Source organism: Marinobacterium aestuariivivens, from assembly GCF_042661465.1.
Lineage (GTDB): Bacteria > Pseudomonadota > Gammaproteobacteria > Pseudomonadales > Balneatricaceae > Marinobacterium_A > Marinobacterium_A aestuariivivens.
Genome location: NZ_JBHSWE010000001.1, coordinates 4974335 through 4998640, shown reverse-complemented (window position 1 = coordinate 4998640; position 24306 = coordinate 4974335). Strand labels below are relative to the sequence as shown.

Genomic DNA, 24306 nt, shown 5'->3' with positions numbered 1-24306 from the left:
CTGCGAATTGCTTGGCCTTGTTAGCTGAGAACATGAAGCGGCCCTCTCGGGTAACCATCTAGATATTTACCAGAGGCAAGCTGTACCTCCGACAAACGGACTGGCTGATCCAAGGGCTCTATTCCCTTAACCTTCCAGTAAAACCCCCATTTCTCACCCGCGGTCGACTTGGGCCGATAGCCCCGCTTCTCTAGGCGGCGCATCTCCATCGGATCCCCGATGATCCCCTCGAAAATCCCAACGTAGCTAACTACTGGTTCTGATTCGTCGTGGGAGGCATAAATCAGGACTTTTGCCCCGATATCGGTCTTCTCGAACACATCAAACGCCTCCGATCCGAACAGTACAAAATCCTTGTCCTTGAGGATATCGATAGCGCCTTGGATATGCATGATCGGAACCGGAGCAAGAAGCGAATATCCAGACATCATGAGTACTCCATATAGCTAACGCCAGCCTATGGGGCCGTAACGTAGCGCCAGCGAAGTAGAGGTCCCAGCCGCGATAGCGGCGAACATCAGGCTCTTGTTAAGCACTGTCTCGGCACTCCATGATCTCAGGAAAACCATTTGACGCCATGAAATTTAATAAACAATATCGAATAAAACGCTCTAAACCTAGAAAGGTTGGAGCTTTCTCTAGTATTTTTGAGAAGTCTTTATCGCTAACTACAGGACGACCGCACTGGAGATCGGTATGATGACCTCTAGGCTGAATCCAGTTGCCAAAAGGGACTCCAGTGTGAACATACTTGCTACGTAAATCATATGCTGCACCAATATTTCGCTCTATAAAATCAGGTTTAAAGCATCCAAATTCGACTTCAGACTCCCTGGACTCAAAAAATCTCTGATCAACTAATGAACAGAGAGACTTCACAAAGCTCCTCTTAATACCCAAAAGTCTATTCGAAAGCTGCCTAGATATCTTTTGTCCGTTTTCAAGTCCACCCTCAATTATATTTAAGACATCCAATATCTGTTGGTCTAATACTTCTTCTTTTTTATATTCAAAAAATCCTGCTAGGATTTCCCCTGATGTGATTAAGTGAAGATACGCCACTTCTGGCTCATACTCTACATTCTGAAGTGCTTGCATGTAGAACTTACACGCGGCATTCAATTTTGATTGAAAAGCGGGATCAATATCTGAACCTGTTAAAATTTTCGACAAAGGAGAAAAGCTAGATAGATTTAAAGGGATTTTAAAGCAGCCTCGTTGCTTGTGGGTATTAAATGGCAGCTTAGGGTTACATATGCTGCTGTATGCCAATAAGTCAGGAGTATTGTAGAAACCACTGCCTTCTACCAACCCGTGACAGTCAAATCGTTTTCCAAATAACACCGATAGATAAGAACACACAACTTCTCCAACGGGAGAGTAATCAGGAATTACGATACCAGATTCTTTATTATGTGGCTCAGTTTGAAAAGCAATAATAAAACCTGACCTAGATACCGGATTTTCCTCCATCCTGATTGTGCCAGATGAGTTTGTGAAATTCTGCCAAGCATGACAGATAAGAATTTCATCACTTACAAACTCTCCAACCATTCTACTAGTAGTTGAGATAAGTATCTTATGAATTGTCTCATCAGGTCGTAATGGGTGCTTAGAATTACTCATAAAGCCTCAGATTTTGATTGCATGCTTAACGCCGTGGTTTGGGGCCGGAACGAAGCGCAGCGCAGTGGAGGTCCCAGCCGCGATAGCGGCGAACAACACCACTTTGTTACAAGGCAACGTCACCCTGCGCCCCAGGAATTCCAACATTAAACTGATGCTCGATAACTTCATAGTGCTGCACTGACAAGTCGGGTTCCAGCTCATAAACCTCATCCTCTGGATACAACCGTGCTTGTGAAATATCCTCACCGGCAAATGTACTAATTGATTCGAGTTTATCCCAGTAAGTGATGAGGGTAAGTTCAATATTTTTAAAAACAGAACGTCGGAATATCTGTGCACCGAGATAACCGGGTGTTGCGGATGAATCCTTAATTCCGGTTTCATAGAGGTATTTCGTGAAGCTCTCACTATGAGTTAACGGTACACGACATTTCCATTCCCTAGCGATCATAGTGATTTCTCTCCCTTGCCTTGTAACGCTCAAAGCACGGGCGGCGTAGCCGTCCAGTGCCTTTGCTTGTTATGTGATTGATGCACTTAGGTCGATAGGTGTCCTGCAACGACCCCGACTCCTGTAGCCCATATACTTTCAACCACTGAGCTAGAAAAAATACGAGTACGAGCTTTTAATGTTTTAACCATAGACACCTCCTTAATGTTGTCTTGATCCGATGGAATCAATCTAATACTTGTAAGCGTTGACTGGTTACACGTTGTTTCAGAATACGTGAGATGTGAAGTTCCCATTTAAAAATAGATGGGAACGTAACATGCCTGAATCCACACTACCGCCTCGCCGTCGATACCTGCCAGAACTCAAACTGAAAATCGTCCGCGAAGCGCTGGATGGGCCTCTGTCCAAGGCCGCTGTTGCCCGCAAATACAACATCAATGCCAATATGGTGTCGAACTGGATTCGTGAGTATCGCGACGAGGCGCGCTGGGTCAAAAAAGCGAAGGCACCGATATTGCCTATTGTCGTGGATGATGCGGCCACGGCTGATCCCACAGCATTAACACCAGCAACACAGGTTCATGTACCGGAACCGATCCGGCCAATCGAAGCGACCCTGACGATCCAATTCACCTCAGGCCATCAAATAACCGTCAGCAATCCGAGCGAGACCCTGGTCCGCCAAATACTGAGTACACTGGCATGATCGGTTTACCCTCCGGAACGCACGTCTGGCTGGTCGCAGGCTATACGGATATGCGAAAGGGCTTTGACGGTCTTGCCGCCCATGTTCAGTACCAGATCGATAAAGATCCCTTCTCAGGGCATCTCTTCGTGTTCCGAGGTCGGCGAGGTGATCGCATCAAAGTGCTCTGGTGGGATGGTCAGGGGCTCTGCATGTTTTACAAGCGTCTTGAGCAGGGACGTTTTGTCTGGCCGCAGGCACAGAACGGTGTCATTCACCTGTCGTCTGCACAGCTGTCCATGCTACTCGAAGGGATCGACTGGCGGACGCCGAGGCGCACTGAACGCCCTGTTCTATCAGCATAAAACCCAATAAATACGGGGTCTCCAGGCAGGTTCATGGTAAAATTAACGCCATGAAATTGACCGCTGACTCCCTGCCAAGTGATCCAGAACTGCTTAAGCAGATGGTACTTGCTATGCAGCAGGACATGGCCAGTTTGCAGCAGGACCTCACCGCAGAGAAGACTCGGACAGAGCGCCTCGAACTCCGCCTGGCTGCATTGCTTCGGAATCGCTTTGGTCGCTCCAGCGAACGATCTGGAAGCTCAGACCAGCTCGATCTTCTGATCGAAGATACCGAAACGGCCCTCGCGCAAATATCACCGAGTTCCAACATCTCGGCAACGCTGCCGTCTACCTCGCGCAGCCGCAAACGCTTCAGCGAATCGCTTCCCCGCGAGGAGCGTCGTTACGAACCCTCCAGTTGTAACTGCCCCGACTGTGGTGGGGATATGAAGCTGATCGGAGAAGATACCTCTGAAATGCTGCATGTGGTTCCAGAACAGTATGTCGTTATCCGGCAGGTTCGGCCTAAATATAGCTGTAGTGCCTGCGATCGAATCGCCCAGGCACCTGCACAGGAGCGTGTGATCGATAAGGGGATCGCTTCGGCGGCGCTGATCGCGCAAGTGATCGTTGATAAATACGCTGATCATCTACCTCTCTACCGTCAGGAAGAGCGCTTCAGGCGTGCGGGTATCGATCTGGATCGCTCCACGCTGGCGGGCTGGGTGGGTCGTGCCGGTGCACTGTTGGAACCCCTGGTCCAGGCAATCCGCAGCCATGTCATGGATGCGGACAAGCTCCATGCCGACGACACCACAGCGCCCACGCTCAAGCCTGGGAACAGTAAAACCCTGACGGGACGCTACTGGAACTATGTGCGTGATGATCGTCCCTGGGCTGGTGATGCCGCACCGGCGGTCTGGTTCCAATACAGCACAACGCGATCTGGGAAAGAGCCAGCCGCTCACCTGAAAGGGTATTGCGGCATTATCCAGGCAGATGCCTATGCGGGTTACAACCTGGCGGTTCAATCAGGCATCACGAGAGCCGGTTGTTGGGCGCATGTGAGAAGAAAGTTCTTTGAACTGGCAGAATCCACACAAAGTCCTGTAGCACAGGAGGCCGTTGATCGAATCAACGCGCTGTATAGCGTAGAGAAACAGATCAATGGCCGGCCACCCGATGAACGGCAAGCTTATCGAGCAGGACAGGCCAAACCGTTAATGGATGATCTGCATGCCTGGCTGGATCAGACGCTTCGGCAATGCTCTAAAGGCTCTGCCCTGGGGAGAGCGATCAACTATGCCCGTAAGCAGTGGGATAGCCTGACGCTGTATCTCAACGATGGTCGAGTCGAGATCGATAACAATGCCGCTGAACGTGCCATCCGTCCCTTGGCCTTGGGGCGGAAAAATCATCTTTTTGCTGGATCTGAGGATGGCGGGCATTACGGTGCGGCGCTCTACAGCATCATGGGTACAGCGAAGTTGAACGGTATCGATCCGAAAGCTTACCTGACAGCCGTACTGAAACGGATCAACAATACCAGGGCATCAGACGTCGAAAGCCTGCTCCCCTGGAACATCAACCTCGACGACTCGCAGGTTGCTGAGGCCATCTAGGGTGTAAGCAGTCAACGCTTACTAATACTTACGTAACGCAACAAAAACAACAGCAGGGCTACAGAAGCAACAATCGTCATGGGGATTGCCAGTCCCCCACCTATTACCCCTATCGGCCTAAAAACACCACCTTTCTTGCTTCACATAACGTTTCACATAAACGGCCGCAGCGAAGCGGAGGTCCGGCGACCGTAGGGAGCGAATTTCATGTGGTTGTTAGAGCTGTGAATCACCATAGCCTCATCATGACAACCAAGAAACCAGCGCCCGCAAGAAAGACCGTGCTCCATGTTATTACAGACTCGGCCGGCTCGGGATTCTCATAGAGACCCTCCCTTCGCGTACCAGGAAGAAGTCTGTAATGTGCAAAAATGGCGGGCACATACCCGATCACCAAGATCAGCGCCGCGGTTGCGGCGGCAAACGGAAGCCGACCGAGACTTCCTGAAAGAGGTAGCTGAGATGCTACCGGCAGCAACACAAGGACCAAACAGAGGAGAGTCGCCCCGATCAACAACCGTTCCGCATAAGGAATCCAAATCGGCTCGTCACTGCTATCCATTTGGAGTTCGCGCTGGATTCGGAAATACAGCATTGCGATACCAAACGCGGCAATAATGCCGGCAATTGTCGATAGGTTACCGAGTTCAGACATGTCTTGCGGACACTCCATTGAAGGCTCTAACAGTCTGTTAATGAGGCCTCCGGCCTCATAATAATTATAAGAAGGTATACCTTTAATTTTTTGTCACAAAACAGCACGCATGCGCAACACGTTGATTTCCTTTAAAATATCGCTTCTTTAAGAAGCCTGCATGATCGTGAAAAGGTATTTCACCTCGACACCATCTCGACCAAAAGGTATTAGTATAGGCTCTTCTGAACATTTCAAGGACGAAGTGTCGAAGATGGCGAAGTCTCCTTTTCTCCAGTCCGTCGAGGACTTCATGCGGGTTCAGCGCTATAGTCGCCGAACGATTGACTCCTACCTGTACTGGATCAAGTTCTTCATCCTGTTCAGCGGTAAACAGCATCCATCAATTCTCGATGGTGACGCGATCAAGCGCTTTCTTACGTTCCTGGCGGCGGAGCGGAATGTCTCGGCAGGCACCCGGGGCCTGACACTTAACGCGATCGTATTCCTCAAGACCAGGTTTCCGGGTCAGACCCCGGGCGACCTGTCGGGCTTCAACCGCTCCCAGCGACAGCGCAAACTGCCGGTGGTCTTGACCGGCAACGAGGTCGCGGCGTTGCTCGCCGAGTTGAAAGGCGTTCACTACCTGATGGCTGCGCTGCTGTACGGCTCCTGGTTCCGCATCGAACGGGTACGCCTGCGGGTCAAGGAGAGGATGTGAAAAGCCCATTGAGCAGCCTGTAAACCATAGTGCCTGCAGGCAGCGGGTTCGCAGGGGACCGGCCCCCTACAATCGCGACGGCGCCAGGCGGGCACGCTACCGCCCGTCCGTGCGGTGGTGCGGAAAGCCGATCTCGAGTGTGGACGCGGATTTGCGCCGTGACGATCGGGCGATCGTGCATAAAGGGCTTCACGGGCCGGGGCGGGTTTGGCCCGGCAGGACCGATACGGTGAATAACGCCTGATACCGGCGTCACTTCGACAGCGCGCTTTCAGTCCTTTGGGGGAATGCACTCCATTTGCACGACAGCCACTGTCTGAACAGACTAGCGGCGAAATGCGGCGGGGTAAACCGTATAAGTGCTTTGCCGGGGAATGGAAAGACAGGCCGGGCGTCGATTGCCTGGTCCAGCCTGCATCCTGCAATCGATTTGATGGGGGCCCTTTATCACAGCGGCGCGGGCACCCGACACAGGCCACGGACAAACCGGAAAGCACCGGTGGAATGCGGGCCTTCGGCCCTTAATCCACCCTACAGGGGTTCCGGTCTTGCGATGACTCAGGTCTTGAGGATCCCCTCGCCTCTGGCCAGCCGTGGCAGGTCTCCCTCCAGCCCCATGGCCATGCGGACCACCCGGCGCTTGAGTGGGCCGGAGTGCTCGGCCAGGCCCAGACCGAGGTTGCGCAGCAGCTTGAGCGGCAGGCTGTCGTTGCCGAAGACCCGGTAGAAGGTATCCATCAGCTGCATCATCATCAGATTGTGCCGGCGCCTCGAGCTTTCGTAGCGCTGCAGCACGTCGAGGGCGTCGACGCGCTGGCCCGCAGCCTCGGCCTCGAGCAGCACTTCGGCCAGAGAGGCAGCATCGAGCAGGCCGATATTGACGCCCTGCCCGGCCAGCGGGTGAATCATGTGCGCTGCATCGCCGACCAGCGCCACGCCTTCGGCGACGTACTGCTGGGCATGCTGACGACGCAGCGGGAAGGAGCCTCGAGCCACCACCCGGGTGATCCTGCCGAGACATTCCGGAAAGGTCCGGTGCAGCTCGTCGAGGAAAGCATCCTCGTTCAGCGCCATCAGGCGCTTGACCGCATCGGGCCGCTCGTACCAGACCAGCGAGGCATTGGCGCCGGCCAGCGGCAGGAAGGCCAGCGGGCCGGTCGGGGTGAACTGCTGCCAGGTGATGTCCTGCTGGCCGTAGCCGGTCTCGACCGTGGCCACCAGGGCGTGCTGATCGTAATCCCACTGGTGCACGCCGATACCGGCCGCCTCTCGCACCCGGGACTGGCCGCCGTCGGCCGCCACCAGCAGCCGGCCGACGATCTCGCGGCCGTCGTCGAGCCGCACCAGGCTGCTGCCGGGGGCGTACTCGATCATTTCGGTACGCGCCGGGCAGATCAGATCGATATTGGCGAACGCCTTGAGCCGCTCGATCAGCGCCAGCTGCACGATACGGTTCTCGACGATATGACCCAGCGCCTCGCGGCCGATCTCTTCAGCCCGGAATTCGGTCGCCGCCTGGACCTCGCTGGTCTCCCACACCTTCATGCGCCGGTAGGGACAGAGGCGCCGGCTGCGAATGCCGTCCCAGGCGCCCACCGCTTCGAGAATGTTGCGCGACGCGGCGCTCAGTGCCGAGACCCGCAGGTCCCAGGGCTGTTCGGGTTCGAAGGCGGGCGGAAAGTCCCGCTCCAGCACCGCCACCGACAGCGCACTGTTGCCCAGGGCGCAGGCCAGGGCCGCGCCCACCATGCCACCACCAACGATCAGGATGTCATAGCGAGGTTTCATCCAGGTTCCACTCATTCCCTGTAGGCGCCCGGCCTCCGGGCGAATCGAATTCCAGCCCACCGCCTGTGCAGCGGGCTGTCACCCTCAGATTTCGGTGACGCCGCCCATGTAGGGATGCAGCACCTCGGGCACCTCGACACTGCCGTCGGCACGCTGGTAGTTTTCCAGGATCGCCAGCAGAGTGCGGCCGACCGCCAGGCCCGAACCGTTGAGGGTATGCAGCAGTTCGGGCTTGCCGGTTTCCGGGTTGCGCCAGCGCGCCTTCATGCGGCGGGCCTGGAAATCGAGCATGTTGGAGCAGGAAGAGATCTCGCGGTATTTGCCCTGCCCCGGCAGCCAGACCTCGATATCGTAGGTCTTGGCGGCACCGAACCCGAGGTCGCCGCCGCACAGGGTCACGACCCGGTACGGCAGGTTCAGCAGCTGCAGGATCTTCTCGGCATGGCCGGTCAGTTCCTCCAGCGCGTCCCAGGACTTGGACGGCTCGACCAGCTGCAGCAGCTCGACCTTCTCGAACTGGTGCTGGCGGATCATGCCGCGGGTGTCCTTGCCCGAGGCGCCGGCCTCGGAACGGAAACAGGGGGTATGGCAGGTGAATTTCAGCGGCATCTGCTCGGCCGGCACGATCTCGTCGCGCACCACGTTGGTGACCGGCACCTCCGAGGTCGGAATCAGGTAGTAGTCGCGGTCGCCGAACGGCACCTTGAACAGGTCCGCCTCGAACTTCGGCAACTGGCCGGTGCCGTACAGCGAGTCGGCGTTGACCATGTAGGGCACGTAGATCTCGTTGTAGCCGTGCTGGCCGGTGTGGGTATCGAGCATCAGCTGGATCAGCGCACGGTGCAGCCGCGCGATCTTGCCCTTCATCACCGCGAAGCGCGAACCGGTCAGTTTCGCCGCGGTCTCGAAGTCCAGCTCGCCATGGCGCTCGCCGATGGCGACGTGATCCTGCGGCTCGAAGTCGAACGCCCGCGGCTGCCCCCAGCGACGCACTTCGACATTGTCGTCCTCGTCGGCGCCTTCCGGCACGCTGGCGTCGGGCAGGTTGGGCACGCCCAGCAGCAGTTCGTCGAGGGCTTCCTGGAGTTCGCCCAGACGATGCTTGGCGCCATCGAGCTGTTCGCCCAGCGCCTTCACCTCAGCCTTCAGCGGCTCGGGATCCTCGCCGGCGCCAATCGCCTTGCCGATCTGCTTGGAGCGGCTGTTGCGTTCGTTTTGCAGGTTTTCGGTGAGGACCTGCACTTCCTTGCGCTCATGTTCCAGTTCGCTGAAACGCTCGACCGGAAATTCGAAGCCCTTCTTCTTCAGCAGCAGGGCAACTTCTTCAGGATTGGAGCGGACGTATTTGGGGTCTAGCATGGGTTCTCAAAGCACCTTACAGATCAGAACAGGCGGGTTATGCATATGCCGGCATACAGGGCGGCAAGGCACAGAATAACGCTCAATAATACATAGATTAGGGCGGACATGACATGCCCCTCCATCAACATCGCCACCGTTTCCAGCGAGAACGTCGAGAAGGTGGTAAAGGCCCCCAGGAAGCCGACCATCAGCAGCGGCCGCAGCTCGGGACTTAAGCGCGCCCGCTCCAGCACCAGCACGAACAGCACCCCCATCAGCAGCGACCCCGCGACATTGCAGGCCAGGGTCCCGAGCGGCAGGCGCCAGGCGGCGTTGTTGAGCACGCCGCTGACCCAGTAGCGGGCCAGGGCCCCGAGGGCGCCTCCCAGCGCAACGGATACCAGATGCAGCATCAGCGGTCCTTTTTCAGGTAACGACGGTTGGGGCTCCGGGCGTCGAGGGACGCGAGATAGTCCAGCTTGTCCGCAATTTTCTGCTCGAGACCGCGACGGTTCGGTGCGTAATAGCGCCGCCCGGCGATCTCCTCGGGGAGGTAGGCCTCGCCGGCCGCATAGGCCCCCTCCTCGTCGTGTGCATAGCGGTACCCGGCGCCATAGCCGAGATCCTTCATCAGACTGGTCGGGGCATTGCGCAGGTGCGCCGGCACCTCGTAACCGGACTCTTTCGCCACATCGGCCCGGCACTGATTGAAGGCGCGGTAAACCGCATTGCTCTTCGGTGCGCAGGCGCAGTAGATCGCCGCCTGGGCGATGGCCCTTTCGCCTTCGGCGGGCCCGACCCTCTCGAACGCATCCCAGGCCGAGAGTACCACCTGCATCGCCCGCGGGTCGGCATTGCCAATATCCTCGGAGGCGATCGCCACCAGCCGGCGCGCCACCACAAGCGGGTCGCAGCCGCCGTCGAGCATGCGGCAGTACCAGTACAGGGCGCCATCGGGCGACGAGCCGCGCACCGACTTGTGGAAGGCCGACAGCATGTCGTAGAAGAGATCGCCCTGCTTGTCGAAACGCCGGCCGCCCGCGCCCAGCACCTCGGTCATGACGGCCGCATCGACCACCTCGACCCCGCCGTCGGGCTGCGCCAGGTCCGAGGCGATCTCCAGCAGGTTCAGTGCCCGGCGCGCGTCGCCATCGGCTGCCTGCGCCAGATGTTCGAGGATGCCGTCGGCGAATTTCAGCGGACGCTGTCCGAGTCCCCGGTCAGGATCGTTCAGGGCGCGCTGCAACAGGCCCAGCAGGTCCGCGGTTTCGAGACCGCGCAGCAGGTAGACCCGGGCCCGGGACAGCAGCGCATTGTTGAGCTCGAACGACGGATTCTCGGTCGTGGCGCCGACGAAGATGACGGTGCCGTCCTCGATATAGGGCAGGAAAGCGTCCTGCTGCGACTTGTTGAAGCGGTGCACCTCGTCGACGAACAGGATGCTCTTGCGCCCGGACTGGGCCTTGACCACCCGGGCCTCGTCGATCGCGGCACGGATCTCCTTGACCCCGGACAACACCGCCGAGATCGTCAGAAAATGCGCATCGACCTGGTGGGCCATCAGTTTCGCGAGCGTGGTCTTGCCCACGCCCGGCGGCCCCCAGAAGATCATCGAGTGGGCCAGCCCCTGCTCCAGCGCCAGGCGCAGGGCCTTGCCGGGTGCCAGCAGATGCTGCTGGCCAGCGTATTCGTCCAGGGTACGGGGCCGCATCCGGGCGGCCAGCGGCTGATAACCCGGCGAGCTGTCGGCGAAAAGGTCGTCCATTACACCCCCGGGTCAACGATCAGATCGGCGTCTTCCGGCACCTCGAAGCTGAACAGGTCCCCCGGCAGTTCCGGGTTCAGCTGCTGGTTGAAGAAACGGATCGTCGTACGCTGTCCCAGGGAATCCTCGAGCATCAGCTCCGATACCCGCTCCTGCTGGAAAAACAGCCGGATACGGGTGAAGGCGCTCTGCTCCGCACGCCGGGGCAGCAGCTCGAACAGCGCTTCGGACTCGTTCTCGTGCAGCAGGCTGATGCTGAAGTCCTCGCCCAGGCGGTCGATCTGGCCGTTGAGGATCAGTGCCGGCGCACTGTTGTTGTTGCGGTCGAACGGCTTGCGGGTGACCTGCAGCAGATCGGGGTCGTAGATCCAGAGATAGGTGCCATCGTTGACGATCGTCTGCGGAAACGGCTCCTCGCTGGTCCAGCGGAAGAGGTTGGGCTTGCGCAGCGCCAGGGTGCCGCGCGAGGCTTCGGTGCGTCGCCCGTCGGTTACCGAGTACTGCTCGAACTCTGCGCTGAAGGTCCGGTAGCCCTGCAGCCGCTGCTGCAGATTTTCACCGGCATCGGCCGCCTCCGAGAGCGTCGACAGCACGAAGAAAAAACTTAAGATACATGCGCTAAGCAACTGTTTCATAATCAGTCTCTGGGTGGCGGAGGTGCCATGACCTCGCGCTGACCGTTGCTGCCGGCCGGCGTTACGACGCCGGCGGCTTCCATGGTTTCGATCATCCTGGCGGCGCGGTTGTAACCGATCTTCAGCTTGCGCTGCACACTGGAGATCGACGCCTTGCGGCTCTCGGTGACAAAAGCGACCGCCTCGTCGTAGAGCGGGTCCTGCTCGTCGTCGAACAGACCGCCGCCACCGCCACCGCCGCCGCCCTCGGCGCCCGGTTCGTCGAGAATATCGTCGATGTACTGGGGTGATCCGTACTGCTTCCAGGCCTCGACGATGCGATGGACCTCATCGTCGCTGACAAAGGCGCCATGGACGCGGTTCGGCACGCTGACACCCGCCGGCAGGTACAGCATATCGCCGTTGCCGAGCAGGTTCTCGGCGCCGGACTGGTCGAGAATGGTACGCGAATCGATCTTCGACGAGACCTGGAAGGCGATGCGGGTCGGTACGTTGGCCTTGATCAGGCCGGTGATCACGTCGACCGACGGACGCTGTGTCGCCAGGATCAGGTGGATACCGGCGGCCCGCGCCTTCTGGGCGATACGGGCGATCAGCTCCTCGACCTTCTTGCCGACGATCATCATCATGTCGGCGAACTCGTCGATCACCACGACGATATAGGGCATGGTTTCGAGTTCGGGTGCCGGCGCGTCCTGCGCCAGCCCCTCCTGCTCCGGATTCCACAGCGGGTCGCGCAACGCCTGCCCCTGCTCGCGCGCCTTGACCACCTTGTCGTTGAAACCGGTGATGTTGCGCACGCCCATCTTCGCCATCAGGCGATAACGGCGCTCCATTTCGGCGACACACCAGCGCAGACCGCCGGCGGCCTCCTTCATGTCGGTGATCACGGGGGTCAGCAGGTGCGGAATGCCCTCGTAGATCGACAGCTCGAGCATCTTGGGATCGACCATCATCAGCCTCACCTCGTCCGGCGTCGCCTTGAACAGCAGGCTCAGCAGCATCGCATTGACGCCGACGGACTTGCCGGAGCCGGTGGTACCGGCCACCAGCAGATGGGGCATCTTGGCAAGGTTCGCCACCACAGGGTTGCCGGCGATATCGTTGCCAAGCCCCAGGGTGAGCTTGGACGAGGCCTCCTTGTAGGGCTTGGAATTGAGGACCTCGCTCAGGCGCACCATCTGGCGGTATTCGTTGGGGATCTCGATGCCGACCACCGACTTGCCGGTATCACCTCGACCACGCGCACGCTCAGGACCGCCATCGAGCGCGCCAGGTCCTTGGCCAGGTTGGTGATCTTGCTGGCCTTGACGCCCGGCGCCGGCTGCAGTTCAAAACGGGTGATGACCGGCCCCGGATTCACTTCGACGACCTCCGCCACGACGCCGAAGTCCTTGAGCTTGTCCTCCAGCAGCCGCGACATCTGTTCGAGCTGATCCTCGCTGTAACCCGCCTCCTGGTGCAGCTCCGGCGGATCCAGCAGATCCAGCGACGGTATAGCCTGACGGGGCGGCTGCCTGCGAGCCGGCGCCAGATCGTGATCCAGCCCCAGGTCACTGTCCTGCATCGGACGGTGGGCTTCGGCCAGCGGCACGATACGAACACCCTTGCGCACCGCCTCCCCGGCCGGCATCACGACCTCGTCAATGACCGGCGCAGGCGCCTCGACCCGGCTCACCACCTCGTCGACCAGCCCGGTAACGGCGCGGGGCCCCTCTTCCGGGGCCGGCGGCACGGACGTCTCCTCGGCCCAGGGCGGGATATCGTCCGGCTCGACCGCAGCCGCCTGCTGCTCGAATGCGAAGCGCGGTTCCGTACGTTCATCCCGCACCGGCTCCGGTGCATCGGTAAGGAACAGCGCCGCGGGCTCCCGGCTTTCGGTCTCGGGCTCCGGACGCTGCAGACGCGCCCTGGAAAGGCTCGAGGACGCAACCGGCGGTGGCGACGCGACGGCGGCACGACTGCGCGGCTCGCGTTGCCGTCGCAGGCGGGCACCGATGGCGGCGAAAAACGCCGGTATCCGACGCCAGCCGTTCAAAAGCGCGCCACCGAGCCATTCCAGTGCCTGACGCCAGGAAACCTCCAGATACCAGGTCAACCCGAGCAGCATCAGCGTCCAGAGCAGTACCGAACTGCCCGGAATGCTGAACCAGGAGACCGTCCAGTCGGACAGCGCCTGACCGATCAGGCCGCCGGCGGTAAAGGGATAGTCCAGAGAGTCGTTGGACTGGTGCAACGACGCCAGGGCACAGAACCCGGACAGGAAAGCCAGGGCGCCGCTGGCCCGCAGAATCAGATAGGGAATGCCGTCGAGCAGGGACACCGAGCGGCGCATCAGAAAACGCAGTGTCGGCCAGGCCAGTAGCGGCGGCACCATGTAGGCGGCCAGCCCGGCAACGGAAAACAGCAGATCCGCCACCCAGGCACCGGCGGCACCGGCCAGATTCGCCACCTCGGGGTGGTAGCCCAGATGCGACCAGCCGGGGTCCCGGCTATCGTAGCCGAAGACCGCCAGCATCAGATAAAGACAGCCCCCAGCACCAGAACCAGGGCCGACTCCTTGGCAATTCGCGTCAGCAACTCGACAAACGACAGTGACGCTTTCAACTTCTGTTCACTCAAACAACAAACCCTTAGCCCGGATTATTCATTGGAGACTGGTATCCAGGGACTGGCGGCACCCTTCACGGCAGAACTCCGGCAACCCCTGAGGTTCGCCGCAGATCGCGACAGATGCGGCACCAACCGCCACCTGAAACCGGACGGCAACGGATCCCGCTACCATCTGGATTTAAAACTTAACCTAATCTATTGAAAACAAACAGCTTGCCACTCGCAATACCGCCGCCGTCCAAACCGCCGGCAAAGGTCTGATGCGTCTCGCTTTTTGCGCCAGACAACATACCATAAACCGATCCTCTTTTGATGCAGATTGCAGTCATCATCCCTCCCGCTATTGATGCCCGAAAGCGAATGCGAGATAGTTAGCCGCATTGTTGCGGCAGCTTCTGCAACCCCTCTCGCAGGCTCCCTTGAGGATACAGACCGACGATGACGCCCGGCTGAATACCACCACCCGGGTACGCGACCGGGTCTTGCACGGGGTTGAAAAGGAACTGCGACGCCCCCATCCAGGGTGACAAACCGGATCCGCCGCACCGAAACACGCACCGCCCGCTGCGAACCAGGCCGCTTCGGACCCGGCTGGACCGATGCCCGCTAATTGCAGTCAACCGAATCACCGACATGGATCGATCATGAGCGAAGTCAAACATCACCGTCTTATTATCCTCGGCTCCGGCCCCGCCGGTTATACCGCCGCCGTCTATGCCGCGCGCGCCAACCTGAACCCGGTCATCATCACCGGCATGCAGGCCGGCGGCCAGCTGACCACCACGACCGACGTCGACAACTGGCCGGGCGACGCCGAGGGCGTTCAGGGCCCCGAGCTCATGCAGCGCATGCAGGCCCATGCCGAGCGCTTCAACACCGAGATCATCTTCGATCACATCAACGAAACCGACGTGCGCAGCCGCCCGTTCCGCCTCAAGGGCGATATGGGCGAGTACAGCTGCGATGCCCTGATCATCGCCACCGGCGCCTCGGCCCAGTACCTGGGCCTGCCGTCCGAAGAAGCTTTCGCCGGCAAGGGCGTTTCGGCCTGCGCGACCTGCGACGGCTTCTTCTACCGCGGTCAGAAGGTCGCGGTCGTCGGCGGCGGCAACACTGCGGTCGAGGAGGCACTCTACCTCTCCAACATCGCCTCCGAGGTGACCCTGGTGCACCGTCGCGACAGCCTTCGCGCCGAGAAGATCCTGCAGGACAAGCTGTTCGAGCGCGCCGAGAACGGCAACATCCGCATCCTCTGGAACCACACCCTCGACGAGGTTCTGGGCGACGACAGCGGCGTCACCGGCATGCGCGTGCGCAGCACCCAGGACGACAGCACCCGGGATATCGACCTGGCCGGCGTCTTTATCGCCATCGGCCACAAGCCCAACACCGATATCTTCGAAGGCCAGCTGGAGATGAAGGACGGCTATATCCGCATCCGCTCCGGTCTCGACGGCAACGCCACCGCCACCACCGTGCCGGGCGTCTTCGCCGCCGGCGACGTTTGCGACCACGTCTATCGCCAGGCCGTCACCTCGGCCGGTTTCGGCTGCATGGCAGCCCTCGACGCCGAGCGCTACCTGGACGACCTCGACCAGTAACATCACTGCGGGGCGGCGCTATCTGCCGCCCCCTTTCCGACGCAGGGGACCTCGATGATTGCCTGGCTCTCCCGGGACTCCGACCGGTTCCCGCCCGCATCGGCGGCGCTTCAGGACCCCAATGGCCTGCTGGCAGCCGGCGGCGACCTGAGCCCGCAGCGCCTGCTACAGGCCTATCGCAACGGCATCTTCCCCTGGTACAGCCCGGGCGACCCCATACTCTGGTGGAGCCCCGATCCGCGCTGCGTCCTCTATACCGACCGCCTGCACATCTCCCGCAGCCTGCGCAAGCGGCTGAAGCGGGCCGATTACCGCGTCAGTTTCGACACGGCCTTCAATGCCGTGCTCGATGCCTGCGCCGCCCCCGCGCCCGGGAAAGCGGCACCTGGATCAGTCACGAGATGCGACTGGCCTATTCGCAGCTGCATCGACTGGGTCATGCCCATTCCGTTGAAGTCTGGCGAGAAAATTCGCTGATCGGCGGTCTATATGGAGTATCGATCGGGCGAATGTTCTACGGCGAATCGATGTTCAGCCGCGCGCCCGACGGCTCGAAGATAGCCTTTGCCTGGCTGGTCGAACAACTCAGAATCTGGGGCTATCCTTTAATAGATTGCCAGGTCCACAGTCGGCATCTCGTCACCCTGGGAGCCGAGGAGATTGCGCGGGAAACTTTTCTGCGGGAACTCGACAGACTTGTAGACGCCCCCTGCAGTCCGAGCTGGAGATTCGACATCGATGTCGGTGTGTTTGGAGGAGAAGCGCCGTGACCACGCTGCGACAGCTGCATTTCTATTCGACACCTGAGCACGAGTGCAGCTACATCTCGGGCCGGATGGCGCGTACGCTCTTTGTCGACCCCCAGGCGATCATCACGACCGATGCCTACAGCCAACTGTCGGATCTGGGTTTTCGCCGCAGCGGCCGGCATATCTATCGCCCCCACTGCGAAGACTGCCAGGCCTGTGTCTCGGTACGCATACCGGTGGGCGAGTTCAGGCCCAGCAAGAGCCAGAAGCGCATCCTGAACCGCAACCGCGACCTGAGCGTCGAGCGCATCGATCCAATTCTCACCGACGAGCACTACGACCTCTATTCGCGCTACATCCATTCCCGCCACTCGGACGGCGACATGTTTCCGCCATCGCTGGAGCAGTTCAAGGCCTTCCTCGTCGAGGGACACGACTGCAGCTTCTTCTTCGAGGTCCGAGAACATGACCGCCTGCTGGCGGTTGCCGTGACCGACGAGCTGCGCCAGGGCCTTTCGGCCATCTACACCTTTTTTGATCCCGACGCCGCCAAACGCAGCCTCGGCACCTACTGCATCCTCAGCCAGATCGATCAGACCCGCCAGCTCGGCCTGCCCTACCTGTATCTCGGCTACTGGGTCAAACAGTGCAGAAAGATGAACTACAAGATCGCCTACCGCCCGCTGCAGCTGCTACTGGACGGCCACTGGGTTTCACTGCGATAAAGGTGCCACAACGCGGAATGTCTTTGATATAGCGCCGGTTTTAGGGCAAAATACTGCGCTTCGTCGGGAAACCGCTGACAGACACTCGACAAACCTGAGGTCGGCGACTCCCTAAAGACCGGGTTAGTAACAAGGTAGGTATTGAATGGCCAAAGAAGACAGCTTAGAAATGGAAGGCACCGTTATCGACACGCTGCCGAACACCATGTTCCGGGTAGAACTCGAAAACGGTCACATCGTGACAGCGCACATTTCCGGCAAGATGCGCAAGAACTACATCCGCATCCTCACCGGCGACAAGGTCAAAGTGGAACTGACTCCGTACGATCTCACCAAGGGTCGTATTGTTTACCGCGCCCGTTAATACGCCCTTCCTTCAGGCTATCTTCCGATGCAGCGACAGCCGAGTGTCGCTGCTCTGAAATCCGCAGGATGGGTGGAGCCGCAATGACCTTTCGCTGTCGGAGCGCAAGGGACTGGATGCGGCGGAACCCATCGCCGACTCAAGCGACTGCGACCTGATCCGCCTTCCCAGGATGGGTTGCATGACGCCCAGGCCGAACCATGATCGAATATTCCGTGCCCAGGCGCCGTTTCACCCAGCCTACGAACTGTCACGCGTAACGCGTCACCTTAGTACAGCACCCTTGGAGACCGGCGCCGGATTCGTTGCGTTGGGCTTCGGCCTTACAGGCCTCCACCCAACCCAGGTTCAGTGACAGCCTTCCGGCTGCTCCGTTACCACATTCAGCTCCAGCTCGCCGCTTTCGCCAACACCGATTTCCACGGTACCTCCTCTTCGGCCAGTTCACCGAACAGGATCATCTCGGCCAGCGGCTTCTTCAGGTGCTCCTGGATCAGACGCTTCATCGGGCGGGCGCCCATGGTGTCGTCATAACCCTTCTCGGCCAGCCAGGCGCAGGCCGCATCATCGACATGCAGCACGACCTTCTTCTCGTCGAGCTGCGCCTGCAGCTCCGTGAGGAACTTGTCGACCACACCGCGGATGATATCGGGCGTCAACGACTTGAACTGAATGATGCCGTCGAGGCGGTTGCGGAATTCCGGCGAGAACATCTTGCGAATGGCCGCCATGCCATCGGAGGCATGGTCCTGGTGCGTGAAGCCGATCGACGGCCGGCTCATCGCCTCCGCTCCGGCATTGGTCGTCATCACCAGGATAACGTTGCGGAAGTCCGCCTTGCGGCCGTTGTTGTCGGTCAGGGTACCGTTGTCCATGACCTGCAGCAGCAGATTGAAGACTTCCGGATGGGCCTTCTCGATCTCGTCGAGCAGCAGCACGCAGTGCGGCGACTTGGTGATCGACTCGGTGAGCAGACCGCCCTGGTCGTAGCCGACATAGCCCGGCGGTGCGCCGATCAGGCGGGATACGGTATGACGCTCCATGTACTCGGACATGTCGAAGCGCACCAGCTCGATGCCGAGAATCCGCGCCAGCTGATTGGTGACTTCGGTCTTGCCGACGCCGGTCGGGCCGGCGAAGAGGAAACAGCCGACCGGCTTGTTCGGCTCCTTGAGCCCGGCACGGGAAAGCTTGATCGCGGACGACAGCGTATCGATCGCCTGCTCCTGACCCAGCACCACCATCTTCAGATTGGTATCGAGCTTCTTCAGCAGGTCCTTGTCGGACGCGGACACGCTCTTCGGCGGGATGCGCGCGATCTTGGCCACCACCACCTCGACGTCGCCGACGTCGATCACCGATTTGCGATGATCCTCCGACAGCAGCCGCTGGTAGGCACCGGCCTCGTCGATCACGTCGATCGCCTTGTCGGGCATGTGCTTGTCGTTGATGTAACGATCCGCCAGCTCGGCCGCGGCCCGCAGGGCGCCGTCGGTATACTTGAGCTGGTGATGCTGCTCGAAGCGGTTCTTCAGGCCGACCAGAATCTGGTAGGTATCCTGCACGTTCGGCTCGAGCACATCGATCTTCTGAAAACGGCGCGCCAGGGCGCGGTCTTTCTCGAAGATGCCGCGAAACTCCTGGAAGGTGGTCGAGCCGATACAGCGGATCTCGCCGGAACTGAGCATCGGCTTGAGCAGGTTGGAGGCATCCATCGACCCGCCGGATGCCGCGCCGGCCCCGATAATGGTATGGATTTCGTCGATAAAGAGAATCGCATGCTCCTGGCCGCGTATCTCGCTCAGCAACCCCTTGAGACGCTTCTCGAAGTCGCCACGGTACTTGGTACCGGCCAGCAGCGCACCCAGATCCAGCGAATAGACCACGCTGCGTTCGATCACCTCCGGCACCTTGCCTTCGACGATCAGCTTCGCCAGCCCCTCGGCGATGGCGGTCTTGCCGACGCCGGCCTCACCGACCAGCAGCGGATTGTTCTTGCGCCGGCGCGAGAGAATCTGGATTACCCGCTCGACCTCGGCATCGCGACCGACGAGGGGGTCGATACGCCCCTGCTGGGCCAGCATGTTGAGGTTGACGGCATATTTCGCCAGCGCGCTTTTTTCCTTGTCTTCGGACGATTCCCCCTCGACCGACGCATCGCTGTCGGGCGCCTCGTGGTCGGACACCCGGGAGATGCCGTGGGAGATATAGTTTACCGCGTCGATCCGCTCGATCCCCTGCTGCTGCAGAACATAAACGGCCTGGCTTTCCTGCTCGCTGAAGATAGCCACCAGCACGTTGGCACCGGTGACCTCGTGACGGCCGGACGACTGCACGTGGAATACGGCGCGTTGCAGCACGCGCTGAAAGCCCAGTGTCGGCTGGGTCTCCATATTGGGAATGTTCTCCGGCAGCAGCGGCGTGGTTTCATCGATAAATGCCGTCAGCGCCTGACGCAGTTTGTCGATGTCCGCACCACAGGCCTTGAGAACGCCCTGGGCTTCACGGTTGTCCAGCAGTGCAAGCAACAGGTGCTCGACCGTCATGAACTCATGCCGCTTGTCCCTCGCGGCCCGGAAGGCTGCGCTGAGGGTCTCTTCCAACTCTCGGTTAAGCATGGCGGCGGCCTCCTGTATCAGACACTTTCAACTTCACACAGCAAGGGGTGCTTGTTATCCCTTGAGTATTGATTCACCTGGGCGGCTTTAGTTTCAGCCACGTCCCGGGTAAAGATTCCACAGACGCCCTTACCCTGAGTATGGACGGCCAGCATGATCTGTGTCGCCTTTTCCTCGTTCATCGAGAAAAAAATCATCAGCACTTCGACGACAAAGTCCATTGGCGTGTAGTCATCGTTCATCAGAACGACCCTGTACATGGGCGGACGCTTGAGCTGGGGCTTTGCCTCTTCGGTGGCAAGCCCGGCACCGCGGTCCTGGTGGTGCTCAGGCCCGTTGTCATCATCCGATGACATCCTGACTGTTTGGGAACTGCTCATGCCTGAATTCTAGCCTTACTCTGGACGGTAGATGAAAATGCGAGGGGTAGTAGCGCCCCGGACAGCGACTGCTATACTGCCGTGGAGCAGGAGGGATCCAGTATCAGCAGTACCTGCCCCGATGTAAAGAAGACACCCTCGGGTTTGCTTCCACATTGTAGCAAGACCAGGGGAGCCTGCGAACATGCCAGTCCCGTAGAGCCCGAAGAGGACAGCGGGACTTATTCGCAGGTCCCCATGCCTGGCATTTGAGCCTTGTTGCCTGCAGACAAGCGCTCATGGAGATTATGACGGGAGTTACTGTATGCAGACAGGGAAAGTGAAGTGGTTCAACAACGCGAAAGGATATGGATTCATTCTTTCCGATGACCACAGCGAGGATCTGTTCGCCCATTATTCCGCGATCCAGTCCGAAGGGTACCGCAGCCTGAAGGCCGGACAGCTGGTTGAATTCGAAACCAAGGCAGGCCCCAAGGGCATCCATGCCGTCAATATCAAGCCGATAGAGTCAAGCTGAACAGAAAGCTTCAGGCGGTGAGAACCTTAGGATGGGTGAAGCCGCGACGGCAGTGTACTGTCAGCGCGCAAGATGTCGATTGCGGCGAAATCCATCAATGGCTCCGGCTTGTGAAGTGCGGAACTGACACCTAAAGATGGATTACAGGACGCCCCGGCTGAAGGCTCGTTTCAATACTGTCCGTGCTGGCCGAAACGAAGGCACCTTCGGCGCCTATGATGGGCTTCGTCGCCATCAGGGCGGCGTACCAGTCGACAGAATGCGCCGATGGCGACTCCACCCATCCTACAGTCGTGCATTCTTCCCGCCAGATCGAGCACACCTGAAAAGCCCCTGCGCCGCGGCGCAGGGGCTTTTTGTTACATGTGACTGATGATGGCGTCGCCGAACTCGGAACTCTTGAGCAGGGTCGCGCCGTCCATCAGGCGCTCGAAATCGTAGGTCACGGTCTTCGCCGCGATGGCTCCGTCCATGCCCTTGATGATCAGGTCGGCCGCTTCGGTCCAGCCCATATGGCGCAGCATCATCTCGGCGGAGAGAATCACCGAACCCGGGTTCACCTTGTCCTGGCCGGCGTATTTCGGGGCCGTGCCATGGGTCGCCTCGAAGATGGCGACACTGTCAGAGAGATTGGATCCGGGCGCGATACCGATACCGCCGACCTCGGCCGCCAACGCATCGGAGAGGTAGTCGCCGTTGAGGTTCAGGGTCGCGACCACATCGTATTCCGCCGGACGTAGCAGGATCTGCTGCAGCATCGCATCGGCGATGACATCCTTGACCACGATCTGGCGCCCGCTCTTGGGGTTCTTGAACTGCATCCAGGGACCGCCGTCCAGCGGTTCGGCGCCGAACTCCTCCTTCGCCAGCTCGTAGCCCCAGTCCTTGAAGGCGCCTTCGGTGAACTTCATGATATTGCCCTTGTGCACCAGCGTCACCGAGGCGCGATCATTATCGACCGCATACTGGATCGCCTGACGCACCAGTCGCTTGGTGCCCTGCTCCGATACCGGCTTGATACCGATACCGCACATGGTATCGAAGCGAATCTTGGTGACGCCCATCTCCTCCTTGAGGAACCGGATCACCTTGTCGGCTTCCGGGGAGCCCGCCTTCCACTCGACACCGGCGTAGATATCTTCCGAATTCTCGCGATAGATCACCATATCGACATCGCCGGGGTTGACCACCGGACTCGGAACGCCCTTGAACCAGCGTACCGGGCGCTGGCAGACATAGAGGTCAAGCTCCTGGCGCAGCGCCACGTTGAGCGAGCGGATACCCCCTCCGACAGGGGTGGTCAGGGGCCCCTTGATGCCGACCACGAACTCCTTGAATGCGGCAAGGGTTTCCTCCGGCAGCCAGGTGTCCTGCTCGTAGACCTGGGTCGCCTTTTCACCGGCGTACACCTCCATCCAGGAGATCTTGCGCTCGCCACCATAGGCCTTGTCGATTGCCGCATCGACGACCTTGATCATCGGCGGCGTTACGTCGACACCGATGCCGTCACCCTCGATATAGGGGATGATCGGATGATTGGGGACATTGAGGGAAAAGTCTTCATTGACGGTGATTTTCTCGCCGGTCGCCGGTACCTGAATCTTCTGGTAGCCCATTCTCTAACTCCACTCAAAGCGTTCGTAGTATTATTGGCCCCGTCAGTATATACCCTCCCACGGCGAAATGGCCGTGCCACCGAATTGGACCTATGTCTAAGATCATCCTGTTCAACAAGCCGTTCCAGGTACTTACCCAGTTTACCGACAGTGACAACCGCGCCACCCTGGCCGACTATATCGACCGGGAGGGTTTTTATGCGGCCGGCAGGCTCGACTACGACTCGGAGGGTCTGCTGATTCTGACGGATGACGGTGCGCTGCAGCACCAGCTCAGCCATCCGCGCTTCAAGATGGAGAAGACCTATCTGGCCCAGGTCGAAGGCGAAATAAGCGAAGGTGCGCTGAGCCAGCTGCGCCAGGGCGTAGTGCTCAAGGACGGCCCGACCCGCCCCGCAAAGGCCCGGCAGGTCGCCGAACCCGCGGTCTGGCCGCGCAATCCGCCGATCCGCGAGCGCGCCAGCATCCCCACCAGCTGGATCGAGTTGACGATCAGCGAGGGCCGCAACCGCCAGGTCCGGCGCATGACCGCGGCGGTCGGTTTTCCGACCCTGAGGCTGATCCGGACCGCCATCGGCCCCTGGGCGCTCGACGGCCTGGCTCCTGGCGAATACCGCCTGGAGGAGGTCAGTATCGCGCCCCCGCCCCGGCGACAGGACCGGCGCCGCCGCCGTCGCTGAGCACCGGCCAACTGTGGGAGCGACTTCAGTCGCGAATAGCATCGGTGCCGCTACTCCTTCGCGGCTAAAGCCCACGGAAATTTCAGCGCCCGCCGTAGGAGCGCCGCCCCCGGTGCGAACAGCCTCGGTACCGGAGCCTTTCGCCTCGGGGCGAGGCTCCTACGCAATATCGGCCATGGCACCTGCCACGATCAGGGGTGGCCATGAACCATAGAATCTCCCACATTTTGCCATCTACCATCGTTTAGCGGCATCGAGGTCGCTTGCCTTCTGCTCGACCCAGCGCTCGTCATCGGCGAGCAGCTCCTTCTTCCAGAAGGGCGCGTCGCGCTTGAGGTAGTCCATGATGAATTGTGCGGCCTCGAAGGCCGATGCACGATGGCGTGACGCGACGCCGACAAAGACGATATTGTCGTTGGCGAGCAGTTCGCCCACGCGATGAATCAGGATCACGTCGCCCAGCGCCCAGCGTTCGCGTGCCTGGTCAACGATCCTGGTCAGCGCCTTTTCGGTCATCACGGGATAATGTTCGAGAAAGATGCCGCGCAACCGGTCGCTGTCGGCCAGTTCCCGGACGATACCGGTAAAGGTCACGATGGCGCCGCAGCTGGCATCCTCGGCCCGCAACTCGCCATGCAGTCGGGCAATATCGAAGTCTTCGGTCTGGATACTGATATGATCGCTCATCATTCACTCCGTAACGGGCAGCTGTTGTTCCGGCCTGCAGCCAGCCGAACGCGGCCCGACTGAACGCAGCCCGACCGTACGCGCAAAATAATACCATTAATGGTATCTTGTGCGCCTTTAACGACCGGACAAAAC

At 59.7% G+C, this 24306-nt stretch carries 22 protein-coding genes and 3 pseudogenes; 10 read left to right on the top strand and 15 right to left on the bottom strand.

Translation table 11 applies throughout. The annotated features are described in order from the left end of the window. Positions 1–20: 20 nt before the first annotated feature. From ACFQDL_RS26170 to ACFQDL_RS26160, 3 genes are all read right to left on the bottom strand, one after another. Entirely contained in the window at positions 21–392 is a 372-nt protein-coding gene (locus ACFQDL_RS26170; RefSeq protein WP_379911564.1) for a hypothetical protein, read from the bottom strand. 136 nt (positions 393–528) lie between these two features. Further along, positions 529–1626, bottom strand: a complete 1098-nt coding sequence (locus ACFQDL_RS26165) for a hypothetical protein (protein ID WP_379911563.1) — start codon at positions 1624–1626, stop codon at positions 529–531. 106 nt (positions 1627–1732) lie between these two features. Continuing rightward, the gene (locus ACFQDL_RS26160) at positions 1733–2080 is read right to left on the bottom strand and encodes an antibiotic biosynthesis monooxygenase (RefSeq protein ID WP_379911562.1); all 348 of its coding nucleotides are present in this window, start codon (positions 2078–2080) and stop codon (positions 1733–1735) included. Positions 2081–2399: 319 nt separating this feature from the next. Between ACFQDL_RS26160 and tnpA the strand changes: the two genes are divergently transcribed. Genes tnpA through tnpC form a run of 3 tightly spaced genes read left to right on the top strand, consistent with a single transcriptional unit; the run spans position 2400 to position 4737 of the window. After that, positions 2400–2789 (top strand): IS66-like element accessory protein TnpA, encoded by a 390-nt coding sequence (tnpA, locus tag ACFQDL_RS26155; protein WP_379910170.1) that lies wholly within the window; start codon positions 2400–2402, stop codon positions 2787–2789. Continuing rightward, positions 2786–3133: an IS66 family insertion sequence element accessory protein TnpB gene (tnpB, locus tag ACFQDL_RS26150; RefSeq protein WP_379910171.1), complete on the top strand. Its 348-nt coding sequence runs from the start codon at positions 2786–2788 to the stop codon at positions 3131–3133. Before tnpA ends, tnpB begins: the two co-directional genes overlap by 4 nt. A gap of 50 nt (positions 3134–3183) precedes the next feature. Continuing rightward, positions 3184–4737, top strand: a complete 1554-nt coding sequence (gene tnpC / locus ACFQDL_RS26145; protein WP_379910172.1) for an IS66 family transposase — start codon at positions 3184–3186, stop codon at positions 4735–4737. Positions 4738–4966: 229 nt separating this feature from the next. On the opposite strand, the gene ACFQDL_RS26140 is transcribed toward tnpC, so the two are convergent. Then, positions 4967–5392 (bottom strand): hypothetical protein, encoded by a 426-nt coding sequence (locus ACFQDL_RS26140; protein ID WP_379911561.1) that lies wholly within the window; start codon positions 5390–5392, stop codon positions 4967–4969. A gap of 253 nt (positions 5393–5645) precedes the next feature. Here ACFQDL_RS26140 and ACFQDL_RS26135 point away from each other — a divergent pair, with 253 nt between their 5' ends. Beyond that, on the top strand, positions 5646–6092 hold the full coding sequence (locus tag ACFQDL_RS26135; RefSeq protein ID WP_379911560.1) for a phage integrase N-terminal SAM-like domain-containing protein: 447 nt from the start codon (positions 5646–5648) through the stop codon (positions 6090–6092). Positions 6093–6650: 558 nt separating this feature from the next. Here the strand turns inward: ACFQDL_RS26135 and ACFQDL_RS26130 are convergent. The 7 genes and pseudogenes from ACFQDL_RS26130 to ACFQDL_RS26100 form a co-directional block, all read right to left on the bottom strand. After that, complete coding sequence (locus ACFQDL_RS26130; protein WP_379911559.1) at positions 6651–7880, bottom strand: UbiH/UbiF/VisC/COQ6 family ubiquinone biosynthesis hydroxylase; 1230 nt, start codon at positions 7878–7880, stop codon at positions 6651–6653. A gap of 84 nt (positions 7881–7964) precedes the next feature. Beyond that, positions 7965–9239, bottom strand: coding sequence for a serine--tRNA ligase (serS, locus tag ACFQDL_RS26125; protein WP_379911558.1), 1275 nt, complete (start codon positions 9237–9239; stop codon positions 7965–7967). A gap of 23 nt (positions 9240–9262) precedes the next feature. After that, positions 9263–9634 (bottom strand): fluoride efflux transporter CrcB, encoded by a 372-nt coding sequence (gene crcB / locus ACFQDL_RS26120; protein ID WP_379911557.1) that lies wholly within the window; start codon positions 9632–9634, stop codon positions 9263–9265. Further along, positions 9634–10986: a replication-associated recombination protein A gene (locus ACFQDL_RS26115; RefSeq protein ID WP_379911556.1), complete on the bottom strand. Its 1353-nt coding sequence runs from the start codon at positions 10984–10986 to the stop codon at positions 9634–9636. Before ACFQDL_RS26115 ends, crcB begins: the two co-directional genes overlap by 1 nt. Next, entirely contained in the window at positions 10986–11621 is a 636-nt protein-coding gene (gene lolA, locus ACFQDL_RS26110; RefSeq protein WP_379911555.1) for an outer membrane lipoprotein periplasmic chaperone LolA, read from the bottom strand. The genes ACFQDL_RS26115 and lolA overlap by 1 nt, the downstream gene beginning before the upstream one ends. A 2-nt stretch (positions 11622–11623) precedes the next feature. Then, positions 11624–14139, bottom strand: a pseudogene (locus ACFQDL_RS26105) (DNA translocase FtsK). A 280-nt stretch (positions 14140–14419) separates the two neighbouring features. Beyond that, positions 14420–14566, bottom strand: coding sequence for a hypothetical protein (locus ACFQDL_RS26100; protein ID WP_379911554.1), 147 nt, complete (start codon positions 14564–14566; stop codon positions 14420–14422). A 312-nt stretch (positions 14567–14878) separates the two neighbouring features. Here ACFQDL_RS26100 and trxB point away from each other — a divergent pair, with 312 nt between their 5' ends. From trxB to infA, 4 genes and pseudogenes are all read left to right on the top strand, one after another. Further along, entirely contained in the window at positions 14879–15835 is a 957-nt protein-coding gene (trxB, locus tag ACFQDL_RS26095; RefSeq protein ID WP_379911553.1) for a thioredoxin-disulfide reductase, read from the top strand. A 54-nt stretch (positions 15836–15889) separates the two neighbouring features. After that, positions 15890–16605 (top strand): annotated as a pseudogene (gene aat / locus ACFQDL_RS26090) (leucyl/phenylalanyl-tRNA--protein transferase). Continuing rightward, positions 16602–17309, top strand: a complete 708-nt coding sequence (locus ACFQDL_RS26085) for an arginyltransferase (RefSeq protein ID WP_379911552.1) — start codon at positions 16602–16604, stop codon at positions 17307–17309. Before aat ends, ACFQDL_RS26085 begins: the two are co-directional and overlap by 4 nt. 145 nt (positions 17310–17454) lie before the next feature. Further along, complete coding sequence (infA, locus tag ACFQDL_RS26080) at positions 17455–17673, top strand: translation initiation factor IF-1 (RefSeq protein WP_379911551.1); 219 nt, start codon at positions 17455–17457, stop codon at positions 17671–17673. Between the two features lie 348 nt (positions 17674–18021). On the opposite strand, the pseudogene clpA reads toward infA, so the two are convergent. Then, positions 18022–20291: pseudogene (clpA, locus tag ACFQDL_RS26075) on the bottom strand (ATP-dependent Clp protease ATP-binding subunit ClpA). Between the two features lie 17 nt (positions 20292–20308). Continuing rightward, positions 20309–20647 (bottom strand): ATP-dependent Clp protease adapter ClpS, encoded by a 339-nt coding sequence (gene clpS / locus ACFQDL_RS26070; protein WP_465264018.1) that lies wholly within the window; start codon positions 20645–20647, stop codon positions 20309–20311. A 328-nt stretch (positions 20648–20975) separates the two neighbouring features. Between clpS and cspD the strand changes: the two genes are divergently transcribed. Beyond that, positions 20976–21188 carry a cold shock domain-containing protein CspD gene (gene cspD / locus ACFQDL_RS26065; RefSeq protein WP_379911549.1) on the top strand — a complete coding sequence of 71 codons (213 nt, stop codon included), beginning with the start codon at positions 20976–20978 and terminating at the stop codon, positions 21186–21188. Between the two features lie 359 nt (positions 21189–21547). On the opposite strand, the gene icd is transcribed toward cspD, so the two are convergent. Next, positions 21548–22804, bottom strand: coding sequence for an NADP-dependent isocitrate dehydrogenase (gene icd, locus ACFQDL_RS26060; RefSeq protein ID WP_379911548.1), 1257 nt, complete (start codon positions 22802–22804; stop codon positions 21548–21550). Between the two features lie 92 nt (positions 22805–22896). Between icd and ACFQDL_RS26055 the strand changes: the two genes are divergently transcribed. Continuing rightward, positions 22897–23484, top strand: coding sequence for an rRNA large subunit pseudouridine synthase E (locus ACFQDL_RS26055; protein ID WP_379911547.1), 588 nt, complete (start codon positions 22897–22899; stop codon positions 23482–23484). Positions 23485–23718: 234 nt separating this feature from the next. Here the strand turns inward: ACFQDL_RS26055 and moaE are convergent, their stop codons facing one another. Beyond that, complete coding sequence (gene moaE / locus ACFQDL_RS26050) at positions 23719–24171, bottom strand: molybdopterin synthase catalytic subunit MoaE (protein WP_379911546.1); 453 nt, start codon at positions 24169–24171, stop codon at positions 23719–23721. Positions 24172–24306: the final 135 nt, after the last annotated feature.